General features: G+C 63.5%; 15 protein-coding genes. 12 read left to right on the forward strand and 3 right to left on the reverse strand.

All coding sequences use genetic code 11. From position 1 onward, the window contains the following. Nucleotides 1–26: 26 nt before the first annotated feature. Entirely contained in the window at nt 27–1,676 is a 1,650-nt protein-coding gene (locus ASD15_RS19350) for a 3-(methylthio)propionyl-CoA ligase (RefSeq protein ID WP_057156632.1), read from the reverse strand. Nucleotides 1,677–1,916: 240 nt separating this feature from the next. Between ASD15_RS19350 and ASD15_RS19355 the strand changes: the two genes are divergently transcribed. The 10 genes from ASD15_RS19355 (at nt 1,917) to ASD15_RS19400 (ending at nt 9,924) form a co-directional block, all read left to right on the forward strand. After that, entirely contained in the window at nt 1,917–3,365 is a 1,449-nt protein-coding gene (locus ASD15_RS19355) for a YdiU family protein (RefSeq protein WP_229418276.1), read from the forward strand. A gap of 14 nt (nt 3,366–3,379) precedes the next feature. Continuing rightward, on the forward strand, nt 3,380–3,778 hold the full coding sequence (msrB, locus tag ASD15_RS19360) for a peptide-methionine (R)-S-oxide reductase MsrB (RefSeq protein ID WP_057156634.1): 399 nt from the start codon (nt 3,380–3,382) through the stop codon (nt 3,776–3,778). Nucleotides 3,779–3,829: 51 nt separating this feature from the next. Beyond that, the gene (locus ASD15_RS19365; RefSeq protein WP_057156635.1) at nt 3,830–4,462 is read left to right on the forward strand and encodes a septation protein A; all 633 of its coding nucleotides are present in this window, start codon (nt 3,830–3,832) and stop codon (nt 4,460–4,462) included. Next, the gene (locus ASD15_RS19370; RefSeq protein ID WP_057156636.1) at nt 4,459–4,731 is read left to right on the forward strand and encodes a BolA family transcriptional regulator; all 273 of its coding nucleotides are present in this window, start codon (nt 4,459–4,461) and stop codon (nt 4,729–4,731) included. The genes ASD15_RS19365 and ASD15_RS19370 overlap by 4 nt, the downstream gene beginning before the upstream one ends. Before the next feature lie 94 nt (nt 4,732–4,825). Beyond that, nucleotides 4,826–5,605: a peptidyl-prolyl cis-trans isomerase gene (locus ASD15_RS19375; protein WP_057156637.1), complete on the forward strand. Its 780-nt coding sequence runs from the start codon at nt 4,826–4,828 to the stop codon at nt 5,603–5,605. A 90-nt stretch (nt 5,606–5,695) separates the two neighbouring features. Next, nucleotides 5,696–6,472: a peptidyl-prolyl cis-trans isomerase gene (locus ASD15_RS19380; RefSeq protein ID WP_057156638.1), complete on the forward strand. Its 777-nt coding sequence runs from the start codon at nt 5,696–5,698 to the stop codon at nt 6,470–6,472. A 251-nt stretch (nt 6,473–6,723) separates the two neighbouring features. Beyond that, nucleotides 6,724–8,109, forward strand: a complete 1,386-nt coding sequence (locus tag ASD15_RS33685) for a methyl-accepting chemotaxis protein (protein ID WP_307188285.1) — start codon at nt 6,724–6,726, stop codon at nt 8,107–8,109. A gap of 100 nt (nt 8,110–8,209) precedes the next feature. Next, complete coding sequence (locus ASD15_RS19390; protein ID WP_057156640.1) at nt 8,210–8,869, forward strand: DNA alkylation repair protein; 660 nt, start codon at nt 8,210–8,212, stop codon at nt 8,867–8,869. An 80-nt stretch (nt 8,870–8,949) separates the two neighbouring features. Next, nucleotides 8,950–9,729: a class II aldolase/adducin family protein gene (locus ASD15_RS19395; RefSeq protein ID WP_057156641.1), complete on the forward strand. Its 780-nt coding sequence runs from the start codon at nt 8,950–8,952 to the stop codon at nt 9,727–9,729. Between the two features lie 9 nt (nt 9,730–9,738). Further along, nucleotides 9,739–9,924 (forward strand): 4-oxalocrotonate tautomerase, encoded by a 186-nt coding sequence (locus ASD15_RS19400; protein WP_057156642.1) that lies wholly within the window; start codon nt 9,739–9,741, stop codon nt 9,922–9,924. A gap of 144 nt (nt 9,925–10,068) precedes the next feature. Here ASD15_RS19400 and purL read toward each other — a convergent pair whose 3' ends face one another. After that, nucleotides 10,069–14,127 carry a phosphoribosylformylglycinamidine synthase gene (gene purL, locus ASD15_RS19405; protein WP_057156643.1) on the reverse strand — a complete coding sequence of 1,353 codons (4,059 nt, stop codon included), beginning with the start codon at nt 14,125–14,127 and terminating at the stop codon, nt 10,069–10,071. 251 nt (nt 14,128–14,378) lie between these two features. Between purL and ASD15_RS19410 the strand changes: the two genes are divergently transcribed. Continuing rightward, nucleotides 14,379–16,091: a response regulator gene (locus ASD15_RS19410; protein WP_082551959.1), complete on the forward strand. Its 1,713-nt coding sequence runs from the start codon at nt 14,379–14,381 to the stop codon at nt 16,089–16,091. Beyond that, the gene (locus ASD15_RS19415) at nt 16,091–17,728 is read left to right on the forward strand and encodes a response regulator (protein ID WP_057156644.1); all 1,638 of its coding nucleotides are present in this window, start codon (nt 16,091–16,093) and stop codon (nt 17,726–17,728) included. Before ASD15_RS19410 ends, ASD15_RS19415 begins: the two co-directional genes overlap by 1 nt. Before the next feature lie 2 nt (nt 17,729–17,730). Here the strand turns inward: ASD15_RS19415 and ASD15_RS19420 are convergent, their stop codons facing one another. Beyond that, nucleotides 17,731–21,354 carry a hydantoinase B/oxoprolinase family protein gene (locus tag ASD15_RS19420; RefSeq protein WP_057156645.1) on the reverse strand — a complete coding sequence of 1,208 codons (3,624 nt, stop codon included), beginning with the start codon at nt 21,352–21,354 and terminating at the stop codon, nt 17,731–17,733. Nucleotides 21,355–21,377 lie beyond the last annotated feature (23 nt).

Raw genomic sequence — 21,377 nt, forward strand, 5'->3', positions numbered from 1 at the left:
TCCATCTTGCAGCGTCGATTACAACTTTATGCCGTAGGCAGTTTGTACTCCTTATATTGCTCACGCAACTTGTTTTTCTGCACTTTTCCGGTGCCGCCCAGCGGCAGCGCGTCGGCGAAGACCACGTCGTCCGGCAGCCACCACTTGGCGATCTTGCCGTCATAAAAGGCCAGCAACTCCTCGCGGCTCACCTCCATGCCCGGCTTGCGCACGATCACCAGCAGCGGGCGCTCGTCCCATTTCGGGTGCGCGATGCCGATGCAGGCCGCCTGCATCACGGCCGGGTGCGACACGGCGATGTTTTCCAGGTCGATGGTGCCGATCCACTCGCCGCCGGACTTGATCACGTCCTTGCTGCGGTCGGTGATCTGCATATAGCCGTCGGCGTCGATGGTGGCCACGTCGCCGGTCGGGAACCAGCCGTGCTGCAGCGGGTCGCCGCCCTCGTCCTTGTAGTAGGCGGCGATCACCCATGGACCTTTGACCATCAGGTGGCCGTAGCTGCTGCCGTCCCACGGCAATTCCTTGCCGTCGTCGTCGACGATCTTCATGTCCACGCCGTACACCGCGTGGCCCTGCTTGAGCAGGATCTTGCGCTGCTCGTCCTGCGGCAATTCCAGGTGCTTGCCCAGCAATACGCCAGCCGTGCCCAGCGGCGACATCTCCGTCATGCCCCAGGCATGGATCACCTCCACGCCCAGCTCGTCCATCAGGGTGTTCATCATGGCCGGCGAGCATGCCGAGCCGCCGATCACCGTGCGGCGGAAACTGCTGAATTTCAGCTTGTTCTGCAGCATGAAGTTAATCAGGCCCAGCCAGACCGTCGGCACGCCAGCCGAGAAGGTCACTTGTTCGGCCTCGAACAGTTCGTACAGCGACTTGCCGTCCAGCGCCGCGCCGGGGAACACCATCTTGGCGCCGCTCAGCGGCACCGAGTACGGCAAGCCCCAGGCATTCACGTGGAACATGGGCACCACCGGCAGCACCACGTCGCGCGAAGTGACGTTAAGCGCGTTCGGCAGCGCCGAGCCGTAGGCATGCAGCACGGTCGAGCGGTGCGAATACAGTGCCCCCTTCGGATTGCCGGTGGTGCCGGAGGTGTAGCACAGCGTGCAGGCGGAGTTCTCGTCGAACAGCGGCCAGGTGTAGTCGTCCGTATGGCTGGCGATCAGGTCTTCGTAGCACACCAGGTTGGGAATCCTGGTCTCGGCCGGCATGCGGTCGCGGTCGCACATCAGCACGTAGTGCTTGATCTGCCTGCAATGCGCGGCCACCGCCTCCACGGCGGGCAGGAAGGTCAGGTCGAACATCAGCACCTGGTCTTCGGCGTGGTTGATGATGTAGGCGATCTGTTCCGGGTGCAGGCGCGGATTGATGGTGTGCAGCACGGCGCCGGAACCGGACACGGCGTAGTACGCCTCCAGGTGGCGATAGCCGTTCCATGCCAGCGTGGCGACCCGGTCTCCCAGCGCGATGCCCATGCCGTGCAGCGCATTGGCCAGGCGGCGCGCGCGCTGGTGGCAGTCGCGGTAGGTGTAGCGGTGGATGTCGCCCTCGACGCGGCGCGACACAATCAGGCTGTCGCCGAAATGGCGGGCAGCGAATTCCAAGATGCCGGATACAAGCAGGGGCTGATTCATCATCTGCCCCATCAGCGGGCTCTGCGGAAGCGACATTCTGTCTCCTAGGTAACTTTGTCTTTTATGTTATTTCCAAGCGCGAACCCATATTCGTACGTCCGTGCTATTTTCGTCAAACTGTTTCTATGCTGCAGTGCAGCAAACGCCACATTTCGTTGTCCAGGGGAGCGTTACCAAGTGTAACTGGAATGGCAATGCCCGTGCCACCGCCTAGAATCCCCTCTGTGCGTTAAAATTTGGATTTCACCCACCGCCACTGGAACCGTCATCAAAAAGCTGCCTCTGGACAACTCGTTTGCGAGTCTCCCGCCCTCTTTCTACACCCGCCTGATGCCGACACCGCTGCCCGCCCCCTATATGGTGGCGGTCAGTCCGCCGGCAGCGGCCCTGATCGGCCTGGACGCCGCTGCGCTGGCCGAGCAGCAAGCCATCGACATCCTGGCCGGCAACGCGGTACCCGACACCGCCCGGCCGCTCTCGGCGGTGTATTCAGGCCACCAGTTCGGCGTGTGGGCCGGCCAGCTGGGCGACGGCCGCGCCATCCTGCTGGGCGACGTGGCCACGGCCAACGGTCCGATGGAGCTGCAACTGAAAGGCGCCGGCCTGACGCCCTATTCCCGCATGGGCGACGGGCGCGCCGTGTTGCGGTCATCGATCCGCGAATTCCTGTGCTCGGAGGCCATGGCCGCGCTTGGCATCCCCACCTCGCGCGCGCTGTCCGTCACCGGCTCGGACCAGGGCGTGATGCGGGAAACCGTGGAAACCTCGGCAGTCGTGCTGCGCATGGCGCCCACCTTCATCCGTTTCGGCTCGTTCGAACACTGGTCCAGCCGCCAGCAGCCGGCGCAGTTGAAAGTGCTGGCCGACTACGTGATCGACCGCTTTTACCCGCAGTTGCGCACCGAACAGTATCCATACGCGGCATTCCTGGCCGAAGTGACACGCCGCACGGCCGAATTGATGGCCCAATGGCAAGCGGTCGGCTTCATGCACGGCGTCATGAATACCGACAATATGTCCATCCTGGGCGAAACCCTGGATTACGGCCCGTTCGGCTTCATGGAAGCCTTCGACAGCGGCCACATCTGCAACCACAGCGACCAGCAGGGCCGCTACGCCTACGGCATGCAGCCGCAAATCGGCCACTGGAACTGCTATGCGCTGGGCCAGGCGCTGCTGCCGCTGATTAACGATGTCCCCGCCGCCCAGGCTGCGCTGGACGTCTACCAGCCCGCTTTTGCCGCCAGGATGGACGCCCTGCTGCGCGCCAAGCTGGGCCTGGCGACCGAACAGGACGGCGACCGCGAGCTGATGGACGCCATGTTCGCGCTGCTGCAGGAAAATCACGCCGACTTCACCCTGTTCTTCCGCACCTTGAGCAATCTCAAGACCGATACCGATGAGCAGGACCATGATCTTCGGGATGCGTTCATCAACCGCGAGAGCTTCGACGCCTGGGCCAAGCGCTATCGCGCCCGCCTGCGCGCCGAGCACAGCGACGACGCCGCCCGCAAAGTTGCAATGGACGCAGTGAACCCCAAATACGTGCTGCGCAATTACCTGGCGCAAGTCGCAATTGAGAAAGCGCAAAATAAAGACTTTACGGAAGTCGAACGTTTATTGTCAGTTTTGCTGCGCCCATTCAACGAACAGCCAGAAAATGAACGATACGCGGCTTTGCCGCCGGACTGGGCCAGCCATTTGGAAGTTAGCTGTTCTTCTTAAGAAAGTTTTAAACAATGAACGATAAAGTCGTCAAAACCGATGCCGAATGGCGTGCCCAGCTGGACGCAATGGAATACCAGGTGACCCGCCACGCGGCCACCGAGCGCGCCTTCACCGGCAAGTTCTGGGACCACCACGAGCACGGCATTTACACTTGTGTCTGCTGCAACACGCCATTGTTTGCATCCGATACCAAGTTCGACTCCGGCTGCGGCTGGCCTAGCTATTTCGAGCCGCTGAATCCGGCCAACGTAACCGAGGTGGTGGACCGCTCCCATGGTATGCTGCGTACAGAGATCATTTGTGCCGTCTGCGACGCCCACCTGGGCCACGTCTTCCCCGACGGCCCGCCACCTACCGGATTGCGCTACTGCATTAATTCCGCTTCGTTGCGCTTCGACCCGCAAGATTGACCACCAACGTAATTAACCAGCGTCAATAACAACCATAACAACGGCCTCACCATGAAAATCCTGTTCGACTTCCTTCCGCTGCTGGTCTTCTTCGGCTGCTACAAACTGGGCGGCATGCATCCGGAAGCGGCGCAAGCCTTCGTCAACAACTACATGAGCAGCCTGCTGTACGACGGCACGGCGACGGCAGACCAGGCGCCGATGGTGATCGCCACCATGGCCGGCATCCTGGCCAACGCGGCCCAGATCGTTTACCTGAAGCTGCGCGGGCGCAAGGTCGATTTCATGCTGTGGCTGTCGCTGTTCCTGTTTGTCGTGTTCGGCGGCCTGACCATTTATTTCCACGACGAGATCTTCATCAAGTGGAAGCCAACCATGATCTACTGGTGCTTCGCGATCGGCCTGCTGGTGGCGCGCTACTCGTTCAAGAACAACCTGATCCGCAAAGCCATGGGCGCGCAACTCACCTTGCCGGACGAGGTGTGGGAAAAGCTCAACCTGTCATGGACGCTGTTCTTCGCCGCATTGGGCGCCATCAACCTGTTCGTGGCCTTCGTGCTGTTCAAGTCCGACTTCTCTTCCTGGGTCAGCTTCAAGGCTTTCGGCACCACCGGTTTGACATTCGCCTTCATTATCGTCCAGACTATTTACCTCGCTAAATATATGAAGGACGAAGAAGCATGACCGATCCGCGCATCGCCAAGATTGAACAGCGCCTGCGCGCCGCGCTCCAGCCCGCTGAACTGGTGCTGGAAGACGAATCCGCACTGCATGCCGGCCATGCCGGCGCAGCCTCGGGCGGCGGCCATTACCAGCTGCGTATCGTTTCCGATAAATTCGAAGGCCTTAAACTCGTCACAAGACATCGACTCGTGTATGATTCCGTGCACGATATGATGCGTGGGGAGATACACGCATTGGCCATTACCGCACTGGCACCGTCTGAAGTATGATATGCGCGGAGATTTGGAAACAATGAGAGACAACGCGATCACACAAAATCCGGCTCTCCGCAATTAAGAACTTTACCCCTTAGGATTTGAAATAATGAATTTGAAGCCAGCCCGTCTGCTGATCGCACTTATCGCTGTTGTTGCGGCACCCGCTATTGCCCAGAACCTGGCCGTCGTCAACGGCAAGGCTATCCCGTCGTCGCGCGTGGATGCGGTCGTCAAGCAAGTTGTTGCCCAAGGTCAGCAACCGGATTCCCCACAGCTGCGTGAAGCAATCAAGAAAGAAATGATTGGCCGCGAAGTGCTGATGCAGGAAGCGGAAAAGCAGGGTTACTCCAAGAACGCCGACGTCAAGGCCCAGCTGGAGAACGCACGCCAGGCCATCTTCATCAACGCCCTGGTTGGCGAATACGTGAAGAAGAACCCGGTCAAGGACGCCGACATCAAGGCTGAGTACGACAAATTCGTTGCGCAAACCGGCAACAAGGAATACCACGTTCGCCACATCCTGACCGAAACCGAAGCCGAAGCCAACGCCGTCATCGCCAAGCTGAAGGGCGGCGCCAAGTTCGAAGAACTGGCCAAGACCTCGAAAGACACCGGCTCCGCGGCCAATGGCGGCGACCTGGACTGGGCGACCCCATCGTCCTTCCCGAAAGTATTCTCGGATGCCTTCGTGGCCCTGCAAAAAGGCCAGGTTACCGAGAAAGCCGTACAGACCCCGAACGGCTTCCACGTGATCAAAGTCGATGACGTGCGCGAAGCCAAGCTGCCTACCCTGGAAGAAGTGAAGCCGCAAATTTCGGACGCGCTGACCCAGAAGAAGCTGCAGGCTTACCAGGAAGAACTGGTCAAGAAAGCCAAAGTTCAGTAATTAGTCGGCAGTAAGGAACGGCGCCCTTGTGGCGCCGCTATCATTTGGGCTATGCGCACTGCGCTCCCGTGTTTTTTATAGGATGTGATAATGATTTTGAAGCCAGCCCGCCTGTTGTTAGCCCTGATTGCTGTCGTTGCAGCCCCGGCATTCGCACAAAACGTTGCTACCGTTAATGGCAAGGCCATTCCTGCATCGAAAGTTGAGACCATCGTCAAGCAAGTCGTCGCCCAGGGCAAACAGGCCGATTCCCCGCAACTGCGCGAAGCCATCAAGAAAGACCTGATCGGCCGCGAAGTACTGATCCAGGAAGCCGACAAGCAAGGCGTCGGCACCCGCGCCGAAGTCAAAGCCGCGCTGGAAAACACCCGCCAGAGCATCATCATCAACGCCATGCTGGCCGACTACGTGAAGAAGAACCCGGTCTCCGATGCCGACATCAAGGCAGAGTACGACAAGTACAAGGCACAGGTAGGCGACAAGGAATACCACGCTCGCCATATCCTGGTTGAAACCGAGCAGCAAGCCAAGGACATCATCGCCAAGCTGAAAGCCGGCGGCAAGTTCGAAGAGCTGGCCAAGCAGTCGAAAGACGGCTCCGCCAACAACGGCGGCGACCTGGACTGGGCAGCCCCATCGTCCTACGTCAAGCCCTTCTCCGACGCCATGGTGGCCCTGAAGGACGGCCAGATCACTGAAACCCCGGTGAAATCGCAGTTCGGCTATCACGTGATCAAGCTGGAAGGCTCGCGCGCCGCCAAGCTGCCGTCGCTGGACGAAGTCAAAGGCCAGGTGGCAGAAGCGCTGACCCAGAAGAAAGTTGCCGCTTTCCGCGAAGAGCTGATCAAAAAAGCAAAGATCCAGTAATCTTTGCCTGAAGTTGTATCGGAAATGGCACTTGCACCAAAGTGCCATTTTTCATTTGGGGCGCACAAGGCTACTATTGATGCACGACAACAATAGCCAGGAGTGCTTCCGTGAATCTGAAATCCAAAATGACGCTGTGCATAGGCATGGTCTGCCTGTTCTTCGTCTGCGCACTCGGCGTCGCCCTGCAGGGCATGCAGGCCGCCAAGAACCAGTTCCAGAGCTTCCTGGAGCAGGACCAGGCCCTGCTGATGACCGCCACCAATATGTACGCGCAAGGCCTCCAGATGGGCCAGGCGCTGCGCAACGTGGTGCTGGACCCCGCCAACAAGACCGGCCACAAGAACCTGGAAGACGCGGGCGCCGCCTTCAAGGAACACAGCACCACCGCACTCGAGCTGGCGCGCGACAATTCCGCCAACCTGGCCATGTTCCAGAAAGTCTCCGAGTTGCGCAACAAGCAAGCCACCCTGCAAGCCAAGGTCGCCACGCTGGCCAAGGAAGACCAGGCCGCCGCCATCGTCACCCTGAACAAGGAAGAGACGCCGGTATGGCGCGAAATGCGCACTCCGCTGCTCGAATTCATCAAACAGAAGAACGCCGAAGTCAAAGAGACCAAGGCAGCCGTGGTCAGCTCCACCCACCGCATGCTGTTGATCAGCGTCTCGCTCGGCGTTGCCGCCGTGCTGATCGGCGCCGGCATTGCCATCTGGCTGTCCCGCAACGTCATGCACCAACTGGGCGGCGAACCGGACTATGCGGCCAAAACCGCGCACCGCATTGCCAGCGGCGATTTCTCCGTGCGAATTGAAACCGCGCAAGGCGACAACAGCAGCCTGCTGTATGAGATTAAACGGATCCAGGACCACCTGGCTGCCATGGTGCAGCAAATCCGGGCCGGTACCGATACGATTGCCCTCGCCTCCCAGGAAATCGCTTCCGGCAATCTGGATTTGTCCAACCGCACCGAAGAACAAGCCGGTTCATTGGGCCGTACTGCTTCCTCGATGAATCAAATTACCGCGACCGTCAAACAGAATGCCGATAACGCACGCCAGGCAAATGGACTTGCCGCATCCGCTTCCGAGGTTGCACTGAAAGGCGGCGATGTGGTGGAGGAAGTAGTTAAAACCATGAGCTCGATTAACGACTCGTCCCGCAAGATCGTCGATATTATCGGCGTAATCGACGGTATCGCATTCCAGACAAATATCCTGGCATTGAATGCAGCAGTGGAAGCGGCAAGGGCTGGTGAGCAAGGGCGAGGTTTCGCGGTGGTCGCATCCGAAGTCCGGAATCTCGCACAGCGTTCCGCAGCCGCAGCGCGCGAAATTAAAGGCCTGATTGACGATTCAGTTCAGAAAGTGGACGCCGGCAGCCGGCTGGTGGACCAGGCCGGCACGACGATGCAGGAAATCGTCAATAGCGTCAAACGGGTGACGGATATTATGGCCGAGATCAGCCACGCCAGCCAGGAACAAACAGCGGGCATTGAACAAGTTAATATCGCCATTAGCCAGATGGACCAGGTCACCCAGCAGAATGCCGCGCTGGTGGAAGAAGCCGCTGCAGCGGCGGCGTCGATGCAGGACGAGTCATCCAATCTCGCCCAGGTGGTAAGCCGCTTCAAGCTATAAGCCCGCTGCGCGGCAACGGCGCTCTGCGGAGCGCCTTTTTTTCGCCTATCCGATACCAGATTCCGGCATGATCAAGCCAGCTTCTGGCATACTTTAGCCCATGAGCACCGAATTTCTCCAGCAAGTGCAGGCCGCGCTGCAATCTATCGCCGATCCGGACCGCGCAAAAGGAATGCGCGCCTATATGCGCGATCAATTCGAGTACCTGGGCGTCCCAGCGCCGGCGCGCCGCACCGCTTTGAAAATGCAGTTGCGCCAATTAACAGGCAGCGGGCCCGCCCATCTGATTGCGCTCGCAAATGAATTATGGGACCTTCCCGAACGCGAGTACCAATATGCCGCGCTGGACCTGCTGGACATGCACCGCAAAGAACTCGGCATAACAGATATTCCCGCCCTGCTCTCCCTCGTCGTTAAAAGATCATGGTGGGATACTGTGGATGCATTAGCCGGCATCATAGGCAAAGTATTACGCGGCCAACACGAATATATGGACGATGCACTGGCCCATGAGAATTTCTGGATGCGCCGCATCGCCCTGCTGCACCAGCTTGGCTGGCGCGGCAATACCGACAGCGGCAAGCTCTATGCATATTGCCTCGCACTAGCGCATGAAAAGGAATTCTTTATCCAGAAAGCGATTGGCTGGGCACTGAGGGATTATGCACGTCACGCCCCCGATGAAGTTCGCGCCTTCACCCGGAAGCACAAGGACTCGCTGCCCGCACTCAGCTACCGCGAAGCCAATAAGCATATCTGACAGGGATATATTCCGCAGCGCATGGCAACCATTACGTCCGGCGCATTAGCAAGGCAAAGGCGGCCTGCTATTCTGTCCCGATGGACAGACTCTCTACATCAGGCCAGGCCGCATTAACGCCGCCCGGCATCACCAGCCCCGCCGAATGGCAAACGCGGATTGATCTCGCGGCCTGCTACCGGCTATGCGCCCGATTCGGATGGGACGACGGCATATACACCCACATATCCGCCGCCGTTGCCGGCGAGCCGGGGCACTATTTAATCAACCCCTTCGGATTCCGTTTCGACGAAATCCGCGCCTCCAATCTGGTCAAGGTGGACCGCAGCGGCAATATCGTCTGCCGCTCCCAGCACACGGTCAACAAAGCCGGCTTCGCCCTGCACGGCGCGGTGCATGCAGCCCGCCCGGACGCAGCCTGCGTCATGCATCTGCACAACCCCAACGCCATCGCGGTCGGCATGCAAGGTCCCGGTTTGCAGCCGCTGTCGCCCTACGCCCTGCGCTTCTACGGCGAACTCGCCTACCACGACTACGAAGGCCTGGACATGACGCCAGCCGAACAAGCGCGCCTGACGGCCAATCTGGCCCGGCACCCCGCCATGCTGCTGCGCAACCACGGCAGCATGACGATCGGCCGCACCATAGCCGAAGCGTTCGTGCTGATGCAAACGCTGGACCAGGCCTGCCGTGTCCAGCTGCTCGCCCAGTCCGCCTGCATGCCGCTCCGCCAACCCAGCGAAGCCGTGTGCCGCAAGGCGCAGCGCGAGCTGGTTGGCGACGGCAGTCCCGAAGGCCAGCTCGAATGGCCGGCCCTGCTGCGCCAGCTCGACGCCACCACCCCCACCTACCGCACCTGAGGAGCCGCCATGCCCACCATCAACGTCCAGCTCTTCGAAGGCCGCAGCCCCGAGCAAAAGCGCGCCTTCGTCAAAGCCATCACCGAAGCCACCTGTGCCACGCTGGGATCGACACCCGACTCCGTGGACGTCCTCATCCATGAAGTCAAGAAAGAGCACTGGGCCACTGCCGGCCGCCTCTGGTCCGACGAATAAAGTTTCCGAAAACACAAATGGGGTCAGGGTTAATTATTTTTGAAATGTTTCAAAAATAATTAACCCTGACCCCATTTTGCTGTGCGGGAATATGAAATGAAAAAAAGCCGGGCGGACCCGGCTTTGGTAGCTTGCGAGGCTGACTTAGCCGATGAACTTGCGGGCGTTGCGGAACATGCGCATCCATGGGGAGTCTTCGCCCCACGATTCGGGGTGCCACGATTGCTGCACGCTGCGGAATACGCGTTCAGCGTGCGGCATCATCACCGTGAAGCGGCCGTCGGCCGTGGTCACCGACGTCAGGCCTTGCGGCGAGCCGTTCGGATTGTACGGGTAGGCTTCGGTGGCGGCGCCCTTGTTGTCGATGAAGCGCAGGGCTGCGATCGCTTCGCCAATGTTGCCGGTCTGCGTGAAGTCGGCGTAGCCTTCGCCGTGGGCGATGGCAATGGCGGTCTGGGTGCCGGCCATGCCCTGGAAGAAGATCGACGGCGAGTCCAGCACTTCCACCATCGAGAAGCGTGCTTCGAATTTTTCCGATTTGTTGGTGGTGAACTTGGGCCACGCGTGCGCGCCCGGGATGATGGACTTGAGGTTGCTCATCATCTGGCAACCGTTGCACACGCCCAGGCCGAAGGTGTCGCTGCGGCCGAAGAAGCGCGCGAACTGCTCCGCCATCGCCGGGTTGAACAGGATGGACTTGGCCCAGCCTTCGCCCGCGCCCAGCACGTCGCCGTAGGAGAAGCCGCCCACGGCAATGATGCCCTGGAAGTCGTCCAGCCTGACGCGGCCGGCAATCAGGTCGCTCATGTGCACGTCGACAGCGGCAAAGCCGGCCTGGTGCATGACCCACGCGGTTTCAATGTGCGAATTGACACCCTGCTCGCGCAGGATGGCAACGCGCGGACGCGCGCCAGTGGCCAGGAACGGCGCGGCCACGTTGTCCGACGGGTCGAACGTCAGCTTCGGCGAGATGCCGGGATCGGCCAGGTCCAGCAGGCGGTCGTATTCGGCGTCGGCCGTGGCCGGGTTTTCGCGCATGCGCGATACACGCCAGCTGGTTTCGCTCCACAGGCGGTGCAGCTCGAAGCGCTGCTGGCTGTAGATGGTCTTGGCGTCACGCGTGAATTCGATCACGCCACGGTCGTTCGGCTTGCCGATGATGTGGCTGCACGCGCCCAGGTTGAACGAGCGCAGCACGTCCATGACCAGCGATTTCTCGTCGGCGCGCACTTGCACCACCGCGCCCAGTTCTTCGTTGAACAGCGCCTTGAGCGTCTGCTCGTTGCGGCGTTCGCCGATCTGCGCGGCCCAGTTCTTGGCGTCGCCCTGGTCGGCGCCGTGGCCGGCGTCCAGCGTCAGGATGTCGAGGTTGATCGACAGGCCGGCGCGGCCGGCGAAGGCCATCTCGGCCAGCGTGCCGAACAGGCCGCCGTCCGAACGGTCGTGGTAGGCCAGCAGCTTGCCGTCCTGGTTCAGTTGCTGGATGGCCGTGAAGAAGGCTTTCAGGTCTTCGGCGCTGTCGACGTCCGGCGCTTCGTTGCCCAGCTGGCCCATCACCTGCGCCAGCGCGGAGGCGCCCATGCGGTTCTTGCCGCGGCCCAGGTCGATCAGGATCATGACGGTGTCGCCCGCGTCCGTGCGGATCTGCGGGGTCAGCGATTTGCGCACGTCGTACACCGGCGCGAAGCCGGACACGATCAGCGATACCGGCGACATCACGGCCTTGCTCTGGTCTTCGTCCTTCCAGGTGGTGCGCATGGACAGCGAGTCCTTGCCCACCGGGATCGAGATGCCCAGCGCCGGGCACAGTTCCATGCCGACCGCCTGCACGGTGTCGTACAGCGCGGCGTCCTGGCCCGGCTGGCCGCAGGCGGCCATCCAGTTGGCGGACAGTTTGATGTCTTCGATCGAGCGGATCGGCGCGGCAGCCAGGTTGGTCACCGTTTCGCCAACGGCCATGCGGCCCGAGGCCGGCGCGTTGATCACGGCCAGCGGGGTGCGCTCGCCCATCGCCATCGCTTCGCCCAGGTAGCCTTCATAGCTCATGGCGGTGACGGCGCAGTCGGCCACCGGCACCTGCCACGGGCCGACCATCTGGTCGCGCACGGACATGCCGCCCACGGTGCGGTCGCCGATGGTGATCAGGAAGGATTTGTCGCCCACGGTCGGCAGCAGCAGCACGCGCCTGGCGGCTTCTTCCAGCGAGATGCCGGTCAGGTCGATGGCCGGGTAGTCGTTCTGCACGTGGTGCACATCGCGCTGCATCTTGGGCGGTTTGCCCAGCAGGACGTCCATCGGCATGTCGACCGGGCTGTCGCCCATTTCGCCGTCGATCAGCTTGAGCTGGCGTTCTTCGGTGGCGGTACCGACCACGGCGAACGGGCAGCGCTCGCGGTCGCACATGGCCTTGAAGGCAGGCAGGTCGTTCGGCGCGATGGCCAGCACGTAGCGTTCCTGCGATTCGTTGGACCAGATTTCCTTCGGCGCCATGCCCGATTCTTCCAGCGGGATCTTGCGCAGGTCGAACAGCGCGCCGCGCTTGGCGTCATTGGTGATTTCCGGGAAGGCGTTCGACAGGCCGCCGGCGCCCACGTCGTGGATCGAGATGATGGGGTTGTTCGGCCCCAGCTGCCAGCAGCCGTTGATCACTTCCTGGGCGCGGCGTTCCATTTCCGGGTTGCCGCGCTGGACCGAGTCGAAGTCCAGGTCGGCAGTGTTGGTGCCGGTGGCCATCGAGGAAGCGGCCGAGCCGCCCATGCCGATGCGCATGCCCGGACCGCCCAGCTGGATCAGCAGGCTGCCGACCGGGATGTCGTTCTTGTGCGTGTGCTGGCCGGAGATGTTGCCGATGCCGCCGGCAATCATGATGGGCTTGTGGTAGCCGTACACGGTGTCCGGCGTGCCGGCGGTCTGCGTGCCGACGTTCTGCTCGTAGGTGCGGAAGTAGCCGCCCAGCACAGGACGGCCAAATTCGTTGGAGAACGCGGCACCGCCCAGCGGGCCGTCGATCATGATCTGCAGCGGCGAGGCGATGCGGTCGGGCTTGCCGTAGGCTTTCGACGCGTTTGCGTCACTGCTGCGCTGGGCGTACGGCGCGGTCACCGAAGCGGCGTTTTCCCAGGCCTGCACGGCGCCCGGGATCATCAGGTTCGATACGGTGAAGCCGCACAGGCCGGCTTTCGGCTTGGCGCCGCGGCCGGTCGCGCCTTCGTCGCGGATCTCGCCGCCGGCGCCGGTGGAGGCGCCCGGGAACGGGGAAATCGCGGTCGGGTGGTTGTGCGTCTCCACCTTCATCAAGGTGTGCGTCAGCTCGGTGGTGGCGGCGTATTCATTGCCGGCGCCCTGCGGGAAGAAGCGCGATACGACGGCGCCTTCCATGATCGACGAGTTGTCGCTGTAGGCCACGATGGTGCCTTTCGGCTGCTTCTCGTGGGTGTTCTTGATCATCTTGAACAGCGACTTGTCCTTCGTTTCGCCGTCGATGGTCCAGTCGGCGTTGAAGATCTTGTGGCGGCAGTGTTCGCTGTTCGCTTGCGCGAACATCATCAGTTCCACGTCGGTCGGGTTGCGCTGGGCCTTGGTAAAGGCGTCGTGCAGGTAGTCCACTTCATCTTCCGACATGGCCAGGCCGAGATCGGTATTGGCTTTTTCCAGCGCCTGCTTGCCGGCGCCCAGCACGTCGATCGCTTCCAGCGGCCTGGCTTCCAGCGTGCGGAACAGGCCGGCGGCCTCGTCGGCGTGGCGCAGCACGGAATCGGTCATGCGGTCGTGCAGCAGCGCTGCCACGGCCTCGGCCTGCTCGGCCGACATCTTGCCGGCGCCGATGCTGCTGCCCAGGAAACCGGCTTTCAGGTGGATGCGGTAGGCCACGCCGCGCTCGACGCGCTTGATATGGGCCATGCCGCAGTTGTGCACGATGTCGGTGGCCTTGGATGCCCATGGCGAAATGGTGCCGAAACGCGGGATCACGACAAATTCTTCGACCGCGCCGCCGTCGGCCAGTTCGGCCTGGGCGGGCTCGCCATAGGTCAGCAGCCCTTGCAGGCGGCTGGTGTCGTCGCTGGACAGCGGCGTGGCGGCGTCGATGAAGTGCAGATGGCGCGCCTGCACGGCCGTAATGGCGGGCAGCACGGCTTGCAGTTGAGTGAGGAGGCGTTGGCTACGGAATGCAGACAGGGCGTTAGAACCCGGCAAAATCAACATGGTTGGGAGGTGGTTGAGCAGCGTGGCTGCGGATTAAAGAAGAAATCTGTGCGGCTAAAATCCTTTGCCCGGCATTATACCCTGTTAGCACCTCCCCGGGCAGGGTCCGCTATACAGCTTTGTCAGGCGCAGACCGGGGGGCTCGTGCCCTGCAAGCAACATTTTTGCTGTATAAGTGCTGCGGCGCACCCAAATGCGGCTATCCTTGGAGTATGCTGGAAAAAAAGTACGCCCGGCCTGAGAGAAAGAAGATGCCAGACTATAGCAACCTGTCGGTCCTGATCGTCGACCCCAACCAGGGTATGCGCGCCAGTGTCCACAATATGCTGACCCAGGTGAACATCACCAAGGTGGAACACGCCGTCAGCGCCGGCACGGCCATCCGGGCACTGAACAAGCGCGATTTCGATGTCATCCTGTGCGAATACGACCTGGGCAGCGCCGGCGGCAGCGACGCCGGCCAGGACGGCCAGCAGCTGCTGGAGGACCTGCGCCTGCACCGCGTGATCAGCCAATGGGCCATCTTCATCATGCTTACCTCGGAGGGCGTGTACAGCAAGGTGGTGAGCGCGGCCGAGCTGCTGCCTACCGACTATATATTGAAGCCGTTCACCGTGGATGTGCTGTCGCAGCGCATTGGCCGCGCCCTTGAGCGGCGCGCCACCTTCCTGCCTGTCTACCAGATGATCAGCTCGGGCAAGGCGCGCGAAGCCATCGCCGCCTGCCTCGGCAACGAGGCCGCCCTGCCCCGCTACGCCACCGACTACGCGCGCCTGCGCGCCGAGCTGCTGGTCAGCCTGGACCGCCTGCCGGAGGCCGAACAGGCCTATACCGCCATCGTCGCCGGCAAGCCGCTGGGCTGGGCGCAACTGGGCCGCGCGCGCTGCGCCTTCGCGCTGAAGCGCTATCCGGACGCCCAGGCGCAGCTGGAAACCCTGGTGGCCGACAACCCCAAGCTGATGGCGGCCTACGACCTGCTGGCCCAGGTGCTGCGCGCCCAGCGCAAGGACCAGGAGGCGCAGAAAGTGCTGGAAGACGCGGTCGCCATTTCCCCGCACATGGTGTCCCGCTTGCGCAGCCTGGGCGACGTGGCGTACGCCACCGGCGACGTCGATGCGGCCGAGAAGGCGTTCAAGCAGGTGGTGGCCAAGGCCAAGTACTCGGAGTTCCGCGACCCGGCCGACCATGTGAACCTGGTGCGCACCCTGGTCAGGAAAGGCGACGCCAGCGGCGCCTCGGCCGTGATCCGCGACATGGAACGTTCGCTGCGCAGCGGCCCGGACGTGGAAGTATGCCGTGCCTATTCGTCGTCCATGCTGCAGGAATTGAACGGCAAGCCGGACGCGGCGGCGGCCGAACTGGCCAAGGCCATGGCGCTGCTGTCCGAAGCCACCGGCATGTCCAGCAACATCAAGCTGGGCCTGGCGCACAGCTGCCTGGTGAACCGCATGGACGAGCAAGCGGCGCTGCTGTTCTCCGAATTGACCAAGGACCCGGACAGCGGCGTGAGCGCCGAGGACGTGGTGGGCCTGTGCGCCCAGGCCGGGCGCGAGGACGTGGCGCGCAGCTACGACCAGCAGCTGGACCTGGAAGTGGACGCCATGGTGCGCCAGGCTGCCGAGAAAAGCCGCAACGCCGACCTGCCGGGTGCGGTCGACGTGCTGCAGCAGGCCTTGCGCAAGCGCCCCGAACACAAAGGTTTGTGGACCGTGGCTGCGACCGCCATGCTGCGCCGGATTATGGATCTGGGATGGGACGCCACCCTGGCCGTGCAATGCACCGGGCTGCTGCGCCGCATCCGCGACGACAATCCGGCCCACCCGCTGCTGCCCGGCCTGATCGCGCAGTACTCCGCCATCCGCCAGAAATACGCGCCTGCCGTGGCGGCCTCCGCCGCCGCGGACACCGCCGCCACGCCGACGCAGCATCCGGCTGCCGCCCCTGCCACCGTGGAGTCCCGCTGATGCAAGATTACGCCGAACTCTCCGTCCTGCTGGTGGACCCGAATCCCGGCATGCGCGCCAGCCTGCGCAACATGCTGAACCAGTCCGGCATCACCCGCATCGACGATGCCGTCAGTTCCGGCACCGCCATCCGCCAGTTGGGCAAGCGGATGTACGACCTGGTGCTGTGCGAGTACGACCTGGGCAGCGGCAGCGGCGACAACGGCCAGGACGGCCAGCAGCTGCTGGAGGACCTGCGGCACCACAAGCTGATCGGCCCGTGGACCATATTCATCATGCTCACTTCGGAAGGCGTGTACGGCAAAGTGGTCAGCGCCGCCGAGCTGCTGCCGTCGGACTACATCCTGAAGCCGTTTACGGTGGAAGTGCTGCTGCAGCGCATCGCCAAGGCGGTGGGCCGGCGCACCGCCTTCCTGCCCATCTACGAGAAAATCACGCAGGGCGACGTGCGCGGCGCCATCGCCGCGTCCACCGCGGCCGAAGCCAACCATCCGCGCCACGCCACCGACTTTGCCCGCCTGCGCGCCGAGCTGTTCTTCGGCGAGGGCCAGCTGGCCGAGGCGGAACTGGCCTACCACACCATCCTGGCTGGACGCCCGATAGGCTGGGCGCACCTCGGCCTGGCGCGTTGCCAGTTTGCCGCCCAGCGCTACGACGACGCCCTGCTCACGCTCGACAAGCTGCTGTCGCAGAACCCCAAGTACATGGCCGCCTATGACTTGCTGGCGCGCACCCACGAGGCGCTGGGCCAGGCGGTGCAGGCCAAGAAGGTGCTGGAGGATGCGGTGGCGATCTCGCCGCACATGGTGAGCCGTTTGCGCCACCTGGGCACGGTGGCCTATGAGACCGGCGACATCGGCATGGCCGAGAAAGCCTTCAAGCAAGTGGTGGCGAAAGCCAAGTACTCCGAATTCCGCAACCCGGAAGACCATGTCAACCTGGTCAAGGCCCTGGTCAAGAAAGGTGACGCCAACCAGGCCAGCGGCGTAATCCGCGACCTGGAGCGCTCGCTGCGCGGCAACGCCAACACCGAAGTGTGCCGCGCCATCTCCGCCGCCCTGCTGCTGGACCTGACCGGCAACGATACGGCCGCGGCCAGCGAACTGAGCAATGCTGTGGCCGCCGTCGCGCTGGCCAAGGGCTTGTCCAGTCCGCTCAAACTCAACCTGGTGCAAAGCTGCCTCAAGCACAAACTGGACAAGGATGCCGCCGGCGTCGTCATCGATATGATGAACGACAGCGACAGCGGCCTGTCGATGGAGCAAGCGGTGGGCGTGTTCGAGCAGGCCGGCCGGCACGACCTGGCGCGCGGCATCGGCGAACAGATCACGCACCAGGTGGAAGAGCTGCTGGAAAGCGCCGCCGGCCACCTGGAACAGGGCGACCACCGCGCGGCGGTCAGCTCGCTCAACATGGCATTGCGCAAGAGCCCGGGCAACCTGCCGGTGCTGTACGCCACCACCAGCGCCATGCTGCGCCAGCTCGACGAGCTGGGCTGGGAAGCGCCGCTGGCCGAACAGGCAAGCCACCTGCTGCAGCGCCTGGGCCGCATCGACAGCGGCAACCCGGACTACGACATGCTGATGCAGCAATACAGCGCCACCCAGCGCAAGTACGGCATTTCCACCACGGCTTAGGCTCAGCCCTTGCCGTAGCCGCCCCCGCCCGGCGTTTCGATGATGAACACGTCGCCCGGGGCCATATCGGTCTTGCCGATATGGCCCAGCTGCTCGATGCTGCCGTCCGCGCGCTGCACCAGGTTGCGCCCGACCTGGGCCGGCTGCCCGCCGGCCATGCCGAACGGCGCGTGCAGGCGGTTGTTGGACAGGATGGCGGCCGTCATGGCCTCCAGGAAGCGCACCTTGCGCACGCCGCCATTCCCACCGCGCCAGCGCCCCGCGCCGCCCGAACCCTGGCGGATCTCGTAGCTCTCCAGCCGCACCGGGAAGCGGAACTCCAGGATCTCCGGGTCCGTCAGGCGCGAGTTGGTCATATTGGTCTGCACCACCGAGGTGCCGTCGAAGCCCTCGCCCGCGCCCGAACCGCCGCTGATGGTCTCATAGTACTGGTAGCGCGCGTTCCCGAACGTGAAGTTGTTCATGGTGCCCTGCGACGCGGCCAGCACCCCCAGCGCGCCGTACAGCGCATTGGTGATGCAGGTCGACGTCTCCACATTGCCCGAGACCACCGACGCCGGATAGTGCGGATTGAGCATGGAACCCGGCGGTATCAGCACGCGCAGCGGCTTGAGGCAGCCCGCGTTGAGCGGAATCTCGTCATCCACCAGCGTACGGAACACGTACAGCACCGCCGCCATGCACACGGCAGACGGCGCGTTGAAGTTGTTCTCCAGCTGCGCCGAGGTGCCGCTGAAATCGATCTCGGCGCTGCGCCCGGCCCGGTCCACCCGCACCGCCACCTGGATCTGCGCGCCGTTGTCCAGCTTGAGCGTGTAGCTGCCGTCGTGCAGCGCGCCGATCACGCGGCGCACGGCCTCTTCGGCGTTGTCCTGCACGTGGCCCATGTAGGCGCGCACCACGTCCAGCCCGAAGTGCGCCACCATCTTGCGCAGTTCCTCCACGCCTTTCTGGTTGGCCGCCACCTGGGCCCGCAGGTCGGCCATGTTCTGGTCCGGATTGCGCGCCGGGTACTTTGCGCCGGCCAGCAGCGCGCGGGTTTCAGCGTCCCGCAGCTGGCCGCCCGAGGCACCGTCCACCAGCTTGAAGTTGTTGATCAATACACCCTCTTCCTCGATGCTGCGCGAGTCCGGCGGCATCGAGCCGGGCGTGGTGCCGCCGATATCGGCGTGGTGGCCGCGCGAGCCGACATAGAACAGGATCTCCTTGCCCGCCTCGTCGAACACAGGGGAAATCACCGTCACGTCAGGCAAATGCGTGCCGCCGTTGTACGGGTCGTTCAGCATGTAGACGTCGCCCGCATGCATCTGCCCGGCGTTCTCGCGCATCACGGTCTTGATGCTCTCGCCCATGGAGCCCAGGTGCACCGGCATGTGCGGCGCGTTGGCGATCAGGTTGCCGTCGGCGTCGAAGATGGCGCAGCTGAAGTCCAGGCGCTCCTTGATATTGACCGAGTAGGCCGTGTTCTGCAGCCGCAGGCCCATTTGCTCGGCAATCGACATGAACAGGTTGTTGAAGATCTCCAGCATCACCGGCTCGGCGGTGGTGCCGATGGCGCGCCGCTCGGGCAGCGCCTCGACCCGCGTGAGCACCAGGTGGTCGTGCGGGGTGACGACCGCTTGCCAGCCCGGCTCCACCACCGTGGTGGCATTGGCTTCGGCGATGATGGCAGGGCCAGTGATGACGTCGCCGATGCGCGTGTCTTGCCGCTGGTAGAGCGGCGTGTCGCGCCAGGCGCCGGCCGCGTACATCGGCACCACGGCCGACGCTTGCAGCCCGCCTGCGCGCGGCGCCTGCTGCGGCGCCGCCTCCGCCGGCGCATCCGAGGCGCCGACCGCTTCCACCGACACCGCCTCCACGATCAGCGCCTTGTGCTGCATCAGGAAGGAGAAGCGTTTTTTGTAGGCCGCTTCGAACTGCGCCGTCATGCTGTCCACGCTGTCGAACAGCACGATCAGCGCGGAATCCGTGCCTTCGTAGCGCAGGTGCACGCGGCGTATCAGCGAAATGCGGCCGGCTGCCACGCCTTGCCGCAGCAGCTCGGCGCGCGCTTCCTCGCCCAGCGCGGCCAGCCGGTCCGAAAGATCCTGCTCGCCGCCCTCGGCCAGCCGCACCTCGACAGCCGCCTCGCGCATCGCGGCCTGGTCGGCCAGGCCCATGCCGTAGGCCGACAGCACGCCCGCCAGGGAATGGATGAATACCGTTTTCATGCCCAGCGCATCGGCCACCAAACAGGCATGCTGCCCGCCGGCGCCGCCGAAGCTGGTCAGCGTGTAGTCGGTGACGTCATGGCCGCGCTGCACGGAAATCTGCTTGATCGCGTTGGCCATATTGCCCACCGCGATTTCGATAAAGCCGGCTGCCACCTGCTCCGGCGTGGCCGGCACCGGCGGCGCAGCCGCGTTGGCTGCCGCGGCCGCATTGATCTCGCCGGCCAGCGCGGCGAAGCGCTCGCGTACCGCGCCGGCATCCAGCGGCTGCCGGCCATCCGCGCCGAACAGCCTGGGGAAATGGCCGGACTGGATTTTGCCCAGCATGACGTTGCAGTCCGTGACCGCCAGCGGCCCGCCGCGCCGGTAGCTGGCCGGGCCCGGGTTGGCGCCGGCGCTGTCCGGTCCCACGCGGAAGCGGCTGCCGTCGAAATGCAGCACCGAGCCGCCGCCCGCCGCCACGGTGTGGATACTCATCATCGGCGCGCGCATGCGCACGCCGGCCACCTGGGTCTCGAACACGCGCTCGAAATCGCCCGAAAAGTGCGACACGTCGGTCGAGGTGCCGCCCATGTCGAAGCCGATGATGCGCTCGAAGCCGGCCAGCCGGCTGGCCCGCACCATGCCCACAATGCCGCCCGCCGGTCCGCTCAGGATGCTGTCCTTGCCCTGGAAGGCACGCGCATCCGTCAAGCCGCCGTTGGACTGCATGAACTGCAAGTTCACGCCGGGCAGCTCGGCCGCCACCTGGTCCACATAGCGCCGCAGGATGGGCGACAGATAGGCGTCCACCACCGTGGTGTCGCCGCGCGCCACCAGCTTCATCATCGGACTGACCAGGTGCGACACCGATACCTGCGTATAGCCGATTTCGCGCGCAATGACCGCCACCGCAGCCTCGTGCGCGCTGTGGCGGTAACCGTGCATGAAGACTATGGCCAGCGAGCGCAGCCCCTTGTCGTAGGCCGCCTGCAGCCCGGCGCGCGCCGCGTCCGCGTCCAGCGCCTGCACCACCTCGCCGTGCGCGCCCATGCGCTCGTCGATTTCCACCACTTGGCTGTACAGCAGCTCGGGCAGCACGATGTGGCGGTCGAACAGGCGCGGGCGATTCTGGTAGGCGATGCGCAGCGCATCGCGGAAGCCGCGCGTGATGGCCAGCGCGGTTGGCTCGCCCTTGCGCTCCAGCAGCGCGTTGGTGGCCACCGTGGTGCCCATCTTGACCGCCTCGATGCGCGCCGCCGGCACCGGTTCGCCCGCAGCCACGCCCAGCAGGTGGCGGATGCCGGCGATCGCCGCGTCGCGGTACTGCTCAGGATTCTCGGACAGCAGCTTGTGCGTGCGCAGGCCGCCATCCGGCATGCGCGCCACGATATCGGTGAACGTACCGCCACGATCGATCCAGAACTGCCAGTCCATATGCTCTACCTCCAGCTATGCGA

The sequence above is a fragment of the Massilia sp. Root351 genome, from assembly GCF_001425045.1.
GTDB lineage: Bacteria > Pseudomonadota > Gammaproteobacteria > Burkholderiales > Burkholderiaceae_D > Rugamonas.